Genomic DNA, 14,893 nt, shown 5'->3' on the forward strand with positions numbered 1-14,893 from the left:
TTAGTGTTTTGTCGTATTTTTAAGTGCCTGCTGCCAGTCTTTACCGGTAACAGATTTAAGCTCTTCAGTTTCGATAAAGCGCTGAGTTGCTTCATCCCAACGCTTCACTCGACGTTGCTGATGACGTAGTTCACTGAAGCCTTTCGCTGCCAGTTTACTACCCGTACTACGATTACCGCTGGCTAACTTCCAACCCGCCAGCGCTGTAATAGCAGCAGCGGTTCCTATAACGTCACTATCATCGGCAGGAACAGGTGGTTCCGCTTCATCGCCAGTCTCTTCAGATTGCCCGTCAACTGCTTCAGTTTCAAGCGATTGCTCCTCAGTCTGTGTTTCTGGCTGAGTAACCGGTTGCTCTTCAGAACCTGTAGATTCGGCAGCAACCGGCTCTTCAGCCAGACACTCGATGTTCATACCTGAATCATCGTAGCAGACCTCTTCAACCCGCTTCTCATCATCATTAGCAGGGTTAGTTCCCGGCTGGTTAATGAGAATATCCCCTGTCCTTGCAGAAGGATTACCCAGACTACTGGCTCGATGATGAGTCGGAGCCTTCGATTTGCTTCCTGCCTCGGAATTTCCACCGTTATTAGCGTACGTAGCTGGAGTCATTATCGCAAGTGGAGCGAAACCAGTGCCATTTTTCTTCTCACTGTACTGACTAAACAAAGTTGAGCCGACTAAATCGAGTGAGCCACTACCCAGACGATCTACCCAAGTATTACTACCTGCGCCAGTAATCAGTGCTTTAGCATACTCACCGACCATCGTATCTTCCGACAAATTACCAAAGAAGAGGTCTCCACCAAAGCCACCAAACATAATATCGTTATCCGCGCCGCCATCCAGAAGATCAGCGCCACCAATAAACAACTCCGTTGCCTCAACACTGACCAGTTGACCATTGAAATAAATAACTTCACCACCATCACCGGAAATAAAGTCATTGCCACTGTCACCGTATAGCTTATCTTCGTTACCTCCACCGATGACGACATCATCATCAGTACCACCGTGAATCTCGTCTTTGCCACCGATCTCCGAGTTCTTAGTAAAGACCCGGTCAAGGGTCGTAGGATCGCCATCATTACTATTGTAATTAGCTTCACCCAGATCACCGACAACACGGTCATCACCAGCACCAGCATACACCAGCTCATTGCCAAGGCCACCGAAGATCAAGTCACTGCCAGCTCCTCCGACTAGCTCGTCATTTCCGGAGGTTGCATCAGTGGTATCCGTAGTGAAATACCTATCAGCCAATCCGTTTACATACCCAGCAATGCCGTTATCACCGAAGATAACATCATCACCCCCGCCTGTTTCTATGCGGTCATTGCCGACACTACCGAATGCCAGGTTATTGCCGCCGCGGGCATTAATATCATCATCACCACCCAATGTACTTAGTTCACTGACAGCCTGAACCCGCTGATCTCCGGTAATGTTAAGTTGCACAAAGCCGTTATCACCCATGAGTATGCTGTTACCGATACCGGAATCAATCTCATCACCATGAGTACCACCGAATACCATATTATCGCCATCACCCGCTTCAATAGCATCGATGCCGCCAGTCGCTTCAGAGATATCAGTGGTAGCTATTCGATTAAGAATGCCGTTCAAGTAATCAAGTTGGCCATTATCACCAAAGATCCGATCCGCACCAGCACCCGTCGTTATATCATCGCCACCAACACCGCCTAACACTAGGTTGTTGCCACCGGCGGCAGAGATTATGTCATCTCCGCCCAAGATACTTAGCTCGCTGATTACTTGAACTCGCTTACCATCAGCCGCAAAGGTTGCTGTGCCGTTATCACCGATCAGGATCGCATCACCAGTACCTGAGATGATCGTATCGCCGTGGGTACCACCCATCGCAATATGCTCACCGTTACCCAGGGTGATCTTATCAACACCTCCTGTCGCGGCAGAAGTATCCTGTGTATTAATGGTCTGTAGGATATCGTTGCTGAATAGCATCTCACCATTATCACCCAGCACCAGGCTTTCACCGTTGCCTGCGATAATGGTATCTCCGCCGAAGCCACCAATAGCCAGCTTATCACCGTTACCCAGTGTCAGCGTATCATCACCGCCTTCGCCCGTATCAGTACTGCGGCCCGAGGTAATAATACCGCCAACAAAGTTAAGTTCGCCGTGATCACCCAATAGGTAGTCTTCGCCATTACCGGTGTTCAGAGTATCACCACCAGCACCCGCGATAACAACGTTGTTACCAGCGGCCCCTAGGTTCAGACTAATCGTATCAGCAGCACCGGTAGTACCATTATTGATCGCCTGCTGCAAAATTCCGTCAGCCTGATAGATCAGGTTACCCTGGTCACCCAGTACATGGTGATCTCCGGCACCTGCGGTGACAGAATCTTCACCAATACCGCCAATCACGACTTTCTTCTCACCGATTGCCGCAGCACCCAGGTTCAGAGTATCGTTGCCGCCCAGCGTATCTTCGACGCTATTCGCGCTACGCAGGATCTGAGTAGCAGGGTCGAAGATCAGGTTACCGTTATCGGCCAGAATATGGTCAGTACCATCTGCAGTGGTAATGAAATCACCACCGACTCCGCCGATAATCTGGTTTTCACCATCACCCAATGTGATCGTATCAACATCACCTTGATCACCGCCCAAAGCTGCCGTGGTACTGGTCATCTTATCCAGATTACCCGCGGTATAAGTCAGTTCGCCGTTATCGCCGATAGCCTTATGATTACCTGCTGCCGCATCGACAAAGTCAGCGCCAACACCAGCAATCACCGTTTTCTCACCATCGCCCAGATCGATATCATCGGCAGCACCATCAGCAGTATCAGTACTGGTCACACTGGTAAGAATGGTGTTGCTCCAACTAATCTGCCCATTGTCACCCAGTATGATATCCGTGCCGTCACCCGTATCAATATCGTCACTGCCAACACCGCCGATGACGATGTTGCTGTCGTTACTGGTTCCGCCCAACGTCAGGGTATCGTTATCACCCTCAGTGCTAGTGCTTCTAACGGTTTCTAGATTCAGACTGGCATCGTAATCGATCTCACCTTCATCACCCAGAACAACCCGGCTACCCGCGCTGTTCAATGTCGTCTCGACAGTATCCTTACCTTTACCCGCAATCACGATCTTGTCGCCACTGCCCAGGGTAATGGTATCGTCACCTCCGGTTTCACCCAGATCACTCTGCATGTTGGTCAGCTGCTCGCCGCCCTTAACGCCGGTGTAGGTCATGGTACCGTTATCACCCAGTACATGATCGGTACTAGTCGCGGTGCTGACAGTAATACCGTCTGCTGCGCTGCCACCGATCACCTGGTTCACATCACCAGACAGAGTGATCGTATCTTCACCACCATCCGCATGAGCATCGCTGGTCATGCTGCGCAGTGCGCCAGCGTTATAGGTAATCGTACCGTTGTCACCAATGACTCGATGAATGCCGCTAGTGCCAGTATCAACCGTATCTGCACCAACACCTGCGATGACAGTTTTAGAACCGTTACCCAGATCAATGTCATCGGCTCCGCCAGCTGCCGTATCAGTACTAGCGATTGAGGTTAGCTCTGTATTACTCCAGCTAATCTGACCATTGTCACCCAGCACGATATCGGTACTGTCACCGGTTGTGATCTTATCGAGGCTACCGACACCACCGATAACAATGTTGCTGTCGTTACTGGTTCCGCCCAACGTCAGGGTATCGTTATCACCCTCAGTGCTAGTGCTTCTAACGGTTTCTAGATTCAGGCTGGCATCGTAATCAATCTCACCTTCATCACCCAGAACAACCCGGCTACCCGCGCTGTTCAATGTCGTCTCGACAGTATCCTTACCTTTACCCGCAATCACGATCTTGTCGCCACTGCCCAGGGTAATGGTATCGTCACCTCCGGTTTCACCCAGATCACTCTGCATGTTGGTCAGCTGCTCGCCGCCCTTAACGCCGGTGTAGGTCATGGTACCGTTATCACCCAGTACATGATCGGTACTAGTCGCGGTGCTGACAGTAATACCGTCTGCCGCGCTACCACCGATCACCTGGTTCACATCACCAGACAGAGTGATCGTATCTTCACCACCATCCGTATGCGCATCGCTGGTCATGCTGCGCAGTGCGCCAGCGCTATAGGTAATCGTACCGTTGTCACCAATGACTCGATGAATGCCGCTAGTGCCAGTATCAACCGTATCTGCACCAACACCTGCGATGACGGTTTTAGAACCGTTACCCAGGTTGATATCATCAATGCCGCCATCGGCAGTATTAGTACTAGAGATCGAACTCAACTCAGAACCGGTGTATTGAATTTCACCGTTATCACCCAGCACTAGATCAGTACCGTTAGCGGTATTAATGGTATCGCCGCCAGAACCACCCAGAACGGTGTTGTTTCCATCCAGCAGAGTGATGATGTCATCATCGCCTTCATTACTATGGCGACTTGCAACAGCCAGAGTAATGCCCGCCAGATAAGTAATCAGAGCATGATCACCAAAGACGAGCTCGTTACCGCTGCTATCACTGATAATATCCTGACCTGCACCACCGATAAGGGTGTCATTACCAGTACCTCCAGTCATGGCATCGCCATTACCTGCATTACCTCCCGCCAGCGTTGATTCCAAACGAGTAATAACGCCATCACGGAAGTACTGATAACGGTACTCAATACCCGCTAGTAGTTCCGAAACGTTGTCATTAGTCACTATTACAGAGACCACAGGCCCCTGTGGTAGAGGCAACGGTACGCCGACCGGCGCAGGGTTTGTTGGAAGTTCAAGAGTAATACTGGCCAGATCACCTAGCAGCAGATCCTGACCTTCGTCACCGGAAATCGTATCGGCACCTAGTCCACCCACAATCAGGTCATTATCTTCATTACCTGACAGGTTATCGTCATACGCTGAGCCAAAGATAACATCATCGCCCTGGTTACCTTCAATAGTCACACCGAAGCCAGACTTAGATGCGTCAATCACATCATCACCCAGATCACCCTTGATAGTCAGAGAGGTCAGACTATTCAAGACGCGGGTATTGGTATTCGTGACGGTGACATTATCATCACCCTCATTGGCTTCAACCAGCGTATGAGCGTCAGCAATAACACCGGCAATGGTAATGTCATCATTACCCTTGCCCGCTTTCAGGTTAACCCCGGCGCTGCCATCTACCTGACTATAGTTACCCCTGTAATTGATATCACCCTGATTAGTTTCAGTCACCGAGGTGTAACCAGCACGATTACTATTGGTCATAGTAATTTTGTTATTAGTCAGATCTTCACTGTCATCGATAGTCAGCGTGTTATCACTGGCATCAGTACCTACATCGACAGTCACCGTGCCTACGATACCATTCAGATTCTGTGACTTACCGACGGTAATATCATCTTTACCCTCACCGGTATTAACCGTCACTTCACTGATAGCCTGGCCCAGACTATCTTTAATAGAGACAGTGTCTAAAGAGCCGCCCAAATTCAGGGTGAAGTTCTCAATCGTATTGTAATCAGCATGAATACCACCGACATTCAGGTTATTCAGCGACAAGACTTCAAACGAATCCCATTCTGTCTTAGTTGCAACAACAGAGTTGCCACTTGGCCCTGGTGTAAACACCGCACTTGCGTATGGGCTATCTGGGTCAGCGCCCGCAGGTGTTCCATCTGCGGATGTAACCGTATAAGTACTGGCATAAGACAATACTTCAGCGACCAAACTACTGGTATCTTCAAAGTCTTGTGCAGCATTGGCCCGCGTTTCACTCAACACGGTGATAGCAACACGGCTCAAGTTACGCAGGAACTTATACTGCTGATCCAGAGTTTGTTTCAGTGCATCAAGATCGACATTGCTAGCGGTCAGAGTAGCCTGAACATCGGTTAACTCACTATCTATTGCGGCGATCTTCGCATTGAGGCCAGCTTGATCAGACAGTGCCTGATTATCATCACGTTGGGCTTTAGACAGATTAGTCTGAGCTTCACTGATAGCATTATTCGCAGCAACGTAGCGAGCATCGTGGCTATAGTCGAATGTATATGTGTATGACAGTCCTAAGAAGTAACTAAAGGTTACCGTGTAATCGTTTAGCAGATCACTGCCAGGAAGCAGTAATGTCGCTTTAGCGGCATTAGCCTCGTTCAGTCTATCCTGGAAGAAAGAAACGATTGCAGCATTGTGATTTACAATGGCATCTATTTCCTGCTTATCTGCCCGAAGTGACACAAGTTGCGCTTTATACTGAGATTCCAGTCGGATAGATTCCAGCAACTCAATTACCGTATCGAGCTTATCAACATTGGTCTTATAGTCGGCCTTAAAGTCTTCAAAATTAAAGCCGTTTTCAAGATAGGTTGTGGCCGTCTCGAACTTAAGCATATTACGATAAGCGGCACGATAATCTGTGTACTCGGTATCACTATAGTTAGTAAAGTCTTTAGCCAACTCCTGCGCCAGCTTGTAAGCACTAACAACATTCGCAAAATTCGTGTCATCAAACAGATCCAGCGAGTCCTGCCAGGTTGGTGCTGTCAACCCATTGAAAGTAGTCGCGGCGTTATAACCGGCCACATTAGGAATTGCCTGCCAAAGCGTTTTTATACTGCCTAGCTCTGTGGTTTCAGAAGTAAATTGAACATCAACCTCAAGCTGAGATCTAACCAGATAGACCCATTTATCCCAAGAGTCTGCCGTGCCTGGTGTTGCGCTCAGAACCGCACGTAAGCTAGTCAACTCGGTGGTAACCGCATCAACTTTCGTTGCTATATCACCCGTTGCAATAGCCAGCGCATGGGCATCAGCAATAGCATCAATTAGAGCAGTCAGTGTAGCGTCGCTAGTGTCTGTAATTTCCTGTTTAATCGTATTTAGCGCACTGACGACACCTGCATTGTTTCCAATTACGTCATTTGTTGCTTCTGTAATGCCCCGCTGCTTCACAGCAATGAAAAAGGCATCCAGTTCCGCTTGTGACAGACTCGATGTTGCAGTTCCTGCAGCATTGGTGAAGTAGGACTTCAACGGTGCAGTAGCGCCTTTCAATTCAGCCCTTAACGTTTCTAACTGTTTATTCGCAACCAGCGACTGTGCTTTCAGAGATTCAATGTTTGCCAGCTTACCAGCGATGTAAGGATTCACCGGAATAACATAGCTAGTCGCTGTTGGAAGAATCTGATCAAGGGCATTCCAACCACCATCACCAATCTTATAGCCCGTAGTGATGCCATCACCATAGATGCGCATCTTCATGGCCAGTGTCAGAGTGTTAGCCGTTTTGTCATACCCTGATAGCACCGTGTTTGCATTAAAGTCTTGTGGGTTGCCTACACTGAAGTACAAGTACCAAGTAGACCATCCCGGATGATTAGCCGTCATCCAAGCACTAGTAGGCGCCTGTATCTGAGAATTCCACAGACTCCACTGGGAGAAAATTGACTGCACCGCAGAGTCAGCCTGACTTTCAATCGAGGCCTCCAAGCGAGCAACGGTAGCTTCTTTCGATGCCACCGCCTGTCGAGCGCTGTAGTACTTAGCAAGAGTACTTTCAAGATATGATCTCAGGATGCTCTGCTGATCCTGAATTAAGCCATCTACCTGATCGACTAAACCAATCTGCTGCATATACAGGTTCTTAGTCGCAGTGAGAGCTTCCTCTAGACTTACGCCCAATTCATTTGCAGCCTGAACCGCAATCGCCTGTAAATCGGCAGCATCAACCTTCAGTGCCGCTTCCTCGGCGTAAGCCACTGATTCAGTTTCAAGCTCTGCACCTATCAGAGCGTTTTCAGCCGCCCCTTCGGTGGTTGTGTCATCAACGGTTAGCTCAAGTGCGTTAGTAACTTTACTGAGTTTCTCCTGTTGTAGATCATGCTGGACAGTATTCTTCACAAATTCCACATCTGTGGTACCGGTCAGATCAGTACTATTAACGATTACGCTGTCGCCATCGCCACCTTCACCCAGCATAAACAGTTCACTGTTAATCTGATCAACCGTACCCTGCCCAACCGTAAAGGTATCATCGCCTTCTCCACCGTGGAGGAAGGTTTGGCCTGCTATTGCATTAACATTAAAGTTATCGTTCTCACCACCGCCTTGAGCAAACAGTTTGCCAGTAAAACGATCATTATTTAACGTCAGCGTACTCGCTTGTGTTTCATTCAGATTAAGTTTTATTTCCTCAGGCGTTTCGAAGTAAATTCTTGGCTTCTCATCACTCATAAAGACGGAGTTCAGCTCATCTCTACGTATCTCATTCCAGTACTTAATATTCTGAGGATCGGTGATATCAACAGGTTTCAGATAACCCGCTTGTAGCTCTAGATCAATAGCGGTTGCCGTTATCAAGCTAACGCCAATCAGATCATAATAAGTGACACCATCTTTCAGCGTTTCGGTGTATTGCCCCTCAAACGCCAGTGCCTCAGACCCTCTGGTAATATCGCGGATCTTATAAAGAGGATCAGTACCTGACGGATTAGTGATGTCGTAGTTAACGGTAAAGCCCGTTCCTACAAGGAAATCAAACAGCTGCTGACGAGCCAGATCAATCGTATTCTGGTCTGTCAGAGTATTCTGGAATACCGCATAAGAGACCCCTGCAACAATAGTGACAGGCTCTGATCCGGTACCCGCCGCAGCCTTAGCCGCCAGACGGCTGATCAATCCAAGGCCTGTGGCCGCATCAGCATCCGTATCTGTATATCGATCATCAAAGGTTATCTGATTATGCAGATGGTCATTAACCATCTCTTTGATGCCGTCCTGCGCTGATGTTGACAGAGTATTAAGCTCAGCAATCAAATCAGTCTCACCAACGGTATTAGTCGCAGTAGTAGGGAAGTTAATCTGCGCTACATCCGTATCGATCTCTTTCCTAATCAGATCGCGCGCTTCAAAGGTCAGGTTGGTCGCTCCTTCCTGATTGTTGAAGACTACGGTATCTAACCAGCCCTCTGAATCTTTTATCTCAACCGGATTCAGAATGCCCGCCAGGGTAGGTGCCGCAGCAACTACCTTCTTCAGCGTATGCGCAGGAACGACAACCTCAAAGGGTACAACACGCTCCAGGCTCTCAGTCAGTTCAATATCCAGACCATAAGCAACCGATGCGGTACCTGCTGAGTCATAGCCATCTACAGATGCATAGTCTGTACGTTTACGGGTTGGGTAGTTCAGATCAAATTCAAGCGTGTCGCCACCGAAGTAAATCGTGTCACTACCTGAACCTGTATTGATAATCAGATTCGCTACAGCGCCCATATTGACACCATAGACGTACACCCGATCATCACCGGCACCGGTAATAACCTGAATGCTTTCAATATTCAGCAATTCTCTGAGTTTAACGCCGGCGCCATAAATACGCTGAACAGTCTCATTCGTGTCTGGATCTACTTCGGTGAAGATGTAGAAGGTATCACTCAGTGCAGTACCCACAATGGCAACGGAGTCAAAACCAGCGCCACCATCAATTTTAATATTGGCATTTTCAACATAAACCAGAGAGTCTACATCTACCTGTCGCGTATCATTGTTGCCTTTTTGATCCGCTTCACTACCCTCTCCAGAAGTGCCGCTTAGAGTAGCAATCTTGTTATCAATTTCTACCAGATCTTCATCTTCATTAAGCGTCAGCAATGCCTTGATGAAGAAGGTGTCGTTACCCTTATCACCGTACAGGCCGATATCTGCTTTGTTATGATTAACCTCAAAATAATCATCATCATCGCCGCCGTAGATATTCATCTCGAATGAGGTGCCGTTGGTAACCTCAAGGGCAATATCAATCAGACGACCTTCTACCGATACCTCACCGGCTTCAACGATAGAACCAATATAGAACTCGTCATCGCCATCACCACCGAAGATATCGATCTCTTGGGAAGTATCATCGCTGACAACTTTATCGTTACCAGCCCCAAGATGTACTGTGACCTGCTCGATAGTAGAATAATTCAGAATCTGGTAATTAGCTGAATTAGACAGTTCGGACTGTTCAACCGCCATCAACGCATCGGTATCATCCAAAGTTGCCGCAACAAAGTCTCCAGCCACATCATCAAAGTGAGAGATCAGCAGGCCTTCGCCCTCATTTCCCAGCTTAGAGCCAAAAGCACCAAATGAGGCAAGCGTACGTGCATTAATGACATCTAGTTGAACCAGGTCGCCATTATCCGGATCGCTGCTACCTTTATAAAGCAGCGTATCATCACCGTCATTACCGCTATCTTTCAGATTGATCAGGCTGCCACCGACAATGCCCTGGGCAACCGTGAAGATGTACTTATCGCCCTGATCGCCACCATCAATCTCAACAATAGCACCGGTACCGGCCAGATCATCAAAGATCGTGATGATATCGCTGTCATCTCCAGTCTCTACGTTTATATTTCCAACTAATTGAGACAGGGTAACTTCATCTGCCCCTCCCTCAGTGGTCAATGTCAGGCTAGCGGTTCCTGACGCGCCTACATCCACCTTATCGGCACCAGCATGGGTATTAATCGTCAGCGTGTTAAGTGCTGAATCGGTAATAATATCAAGATCATCAGCACCGCTACCGGTAGTAATAGTTATATCTTCAACATATCGAGTGGTGCCAACATTCACATCAGCCACTTCACCTGAGTCAGTATTCAGATTCAGCTCGACATTCTCGAACGAGTTCATGAAGAAGCCGTAGTTTAGATCGTTACCGGCTTCACTCAGCGTTAACGTATCGTAGGTCACTTCATAAGGATTCGCCTTATTCGTTGCATAGTTTTCCGCTACCGTTACCGTCACACTCTGACTAAAGTCTTCACGAATCTGAATCAGACTTGGCAGGTAGAAGAAATCATCATCCTGAACCGTCTGAATATCGAAATAGCCGATCCGACCATTGCTATCCAGATGCACCCGGGTGCCATCTTCAACCGGCGCAGTAATATCAGTCCGCTGAGCCTGACCAAACGCAGCTTCAATTAGAGCTTTCACATAACCATCTTCAAAATCTTGATCAGCCCTACCGCTCTGTCCGACCGCTGTTACATAGTCATTCCAGGTATCCGCGGTCAGATAAACACCGTTCTCCAAGGCTTCTGCACCAGCAACAAGACCATTGACCCGATTGATAGCAACAGCACTCAGTATCTTATTACCACTACCATCAACGCTATAGTAGCTCTGTGTATAGTAAGCGCCGTTAAGTGAGTTAAGCTGCTGAACATACTCTTTCAGCATCTCTACTTTATTTGTAGCAAGACCTGACGTCGCGTCATCACCCTCACCCACATGCAGATTATCCGCGCCGGGCAACAGGTAAGTAACAATTTTAGCCAGAGCCGGATCAGCATTACCGGTAGTGGTAAGCCCCAGTGCTTCAGAGTCATTACCATCTTCATCAGGCAGCGCCACCAAACGGTCCAAGAAGCCAATAGCACTAGAACCAATATCTGCACGCGTACCTACCGGATTTCCATTCTCATCCAGCATGCTTGCGAGAGCACCAAGATCAAGACGGCTGTTGTAGAGATTACCCAGATCAACATCCGCTTGCGCCCAGAGATCATCGAGATAAGAGCGTTCTGCTGTATAGGTCTTTAAGGTAGTAACACCGCCGGCAACCGTACCCAGATCGCTTGACAGGTAAACCTGCAAACCAGACTCGGCAATGACATCCAGATTCTTAGTCTTATTATCAGTATTAACAATATCCAGAGTGATATAGGAAAACAGGTTATCCAGCGTTGTGCTCAACGCATCGAAGCGAGTTCCATTAAGCGCTTTCAAATCAGCCAGCTCTGTACTGTTAATAAAGGCAGTCAACGCGGTCAGCGAGAACTTAGCCTCATCCGGTACTGTCGCTCCTAAAGGCAATTGGCCAATAAGCTCCAAGCCCCGGTTAGCAAAATCTAATACTGAAGCAAACCATGCTGACCGGTCTGCAGCCAGTGTCGTTCCGCTGGTGCTATCCCAGACGACACCTGTGATTGCAGTATGTTGGGTGCTAACGCTCGTAAGAACCGATTCCAGAGTGCGATTAAACAAACCATCCGGATCTGTCGAATCAGGTACCACCCGATCAATAGAAACATTGACGGTTACGTCAGTAGGCTGACCGGTAGCGCCCATCAATCGATCAAGAGCACCAATATCCAGCTCTTTGTGCGTACGTACCAGTGCATCCTGCAGATCAGAATGACTAATAGTATGCGCGGTATCGTAGTAGTAAGAGTTAACCAGATCAGTATCGTTCTGAGTAACCGTTTCACCTGCCAGAACACGGGCTTCGATAGCAGAAACTAACGGGGCATAGGCTCGATCCACAGCACTCTGGAGCGTCTGAGGATTATAGTTATCAATACGGAGCTGTTCTTCCGGAGTGACGGTGCCACCTGCAGCGATATCCGCTTCAAGTTGAGCCACCGCTACGCCCTCATCGTAGGCGGCGATCAGATCAAGGTCACTCTCTAAAGGCGTCTCACTGGCCGATAGTGCGGCAGCTATGCGCGCTTGGACTGCAGTAATTATCAAGCCTTCTGGAGGTGTTGCACTAAAGGTGAAATCACCCAAACTTAAGGTCTGCGCTGCCAAATCAGCCGTCAGTGTTACGCCAGCAGCGCTGCTTTCAGCATTGACATAAACAGTATCATCACCCGCAGCACCTGCAACGCGTACCACACCGGCAATACGAGACAGATCATAGCTTTCCGCCATGTAGCGGGTTTCGGTACGCTCTGGAAGGTTATCAAAACGATATGTAGCAAGACCTTCCGTTTCTTGAGCACTATAAGTCTCTACCTCGTTGTAAGCGACATCGTTAAGTGCTTCAACTTTATAGAATAGCGCCAACAGATCCGCTAATAGGTCACCGCCGCTAAAGTTGTTTTCGATAGGGCGATCCATGTGCCACTTATCACCAACCCCCTCAACGTGAGGCATATTACCGTTATTTTGTACCTGAGTTGTCAGGACGCTATCGCCATAGATGTCATTATCACCATGGGCATCTAAGTCACTATGTACATGAATCAGATCACCCGCCAACGCATAATCAACCGCGACACTGAGGAACTCATCATAAAGCAGATCGTCGACTGACAGCTGACCAAAGCCACCACCACGATACCCATCAATCCAAATATAGTTACCGCTCATCAATTCCAACACACCTTCGATAGGTAGCGCATTCTGCATTTTAGGTGCAGTACCATTTACCAAAGAAGCATAGAAATTGTTATTACCCGAAGTACCGGAATTCAGATTACCCAACGGGGTCGTATTATCAAGAAGCGCCCTTATTGCTGCAGTATCGGCATCATAAGCGGTGAACTTATCAATCTCGCTCTGGCTGGTAAACGGCACTTTTGATGCATCGTAATTATCATGCCAATGCGACCAATCCCAGAACGCGAAACTATGATTAGCCCAAGTCGAATAGGGGTCATAAATATAAGTATCGGTGTTATCTATCGCGTTTGCGAAGTGATATAGAGCTGCGGCAACATTCGCTTCCAGCAGATTCCAGTGCTCAGGGCTGATGGAAACATTCTCTGAGTCTGCGCCGTCAGGGTACCATTTATCATAGAAAGCCTGGAAAGCAGCAATCTTCTCACCCGAGCTCATCTCACCGTCTTCACGACGCACCAGGCTGATATTGTCAGTGACAATATCAGTATTGATTAGAATCTCCTGCAGTACTTTCTGAGTTACGGTATAACTGGCAGAAGCAGCCGGATAGGTCACTTCAAATTCCTGCTGAGCGCCACCTAGATGCAGCTTATCGTCCCCGGAGCCCATATTTAACATCAGGCTCAGACCTTCGTCCAAACCATACAGCCATACCTGATCATCGCCGGAACCTGTAATCAGAGCTAAACGCTCAATACTATCGATATTCTCCAGCTTCAGGCCCGCTCCATATAGATATTGCTGACCATCATTATCAGTGTAGATGTAGAACTCATCTGCTAGCGCTGTACCAGCAATTACAACCGTATCGAATCCGGCTCCGCCAAAAATTTCAACCCGATTATTTTCGATATAATCGAGCAGAATATCTTTATCTTTCTCGTCGACATAACCCTCGTCATCACCAGCACCGGTGGTGATATTACCGCCTTCGCCTTCGACAACCTCGTTGTCACGCTCCACCTTGTGGGCTTTCAGGAAGAAGGTATCGTCACCGGCTTCGCCAAACAACTTCAGCTCACCAACGTTGTGGTTTACCTCAAAGTAATCGTCACCACTACCACCGTAGAAACTAGCGTTATAGCTCACACCTGCGGTAATACCATCACCAATACCATCTCCATCGGTATCAGCATTATCAACAATTTGAACCTGTACCTGATGAGCCTCGGCACCCTCACCTACGGTAATCGATACCATTTTAGTCTTCAGAACCCGACCGACCAGGAAGTTATCATTACCCTGATCACCGTAGACCTTCACAGCAGCGGCGGTATTGTCGGAGATAAAGGTATCGTCACCGCCACGACCGTGAATTGAGACACGCTCGGTGGTGTAGTTGTAATACACTCGTTGGAAGTCACCATCGGCAAGATCACCCGACGCCCGGGTCTGAGCGGCAGCATCAGCAATATCTGCTGGATTAGTGAAGTGAGCCGCGTCCACACCTGCCAGAGTCAACAGATAATAATTACCTTGGCCATCCACAGCATCTGCCGCGGTGCTGTTAAAGGTTAGCATCCATGGGTCTTGCTCTGTTCCCTGGCCGACTAACTGAACACTGCTATCAATTGCCTGCAAGGCTGTCAGCAGTTGCTGAGTATAGGTTCCACCTGCTTGATCATAAGCAAAGGCAACACTGGTATTGTGATAATTAAGCGTAAAGGATTCGTTATTCGCTGCTGTACCACTG

Annotated in this window: 1 protein-coding gene (only partly in view); it reads right to left on the reverse strand. The window is 48.3% G+C overall.

Annotated elements, in window-relative coordinates; all coding sequences use genetic code 11:
- Nucleotides 1-14,893: the 3' portion of a DUF4347 domain-containing protein gene (locus QZZ54_RS09275; protein ID WP_290702007.1), read on the reverse strand. The gene runs 14,804 nt beyond the window's last position; 14,893 of the gene's 29,697 nt are visible here — the last part of the coding sequence; the start codon falls outside the window, past its right edge; the stop codon is at nucleotides 1-3.

The organism is Amphritea sp. (assembly GCF_016744155.1).
Lineage (GTDB): Bacteria > Pseudomonadota > Gammaproteobacteria > Pseudomonadales > Balneatricaceae > Amphritea.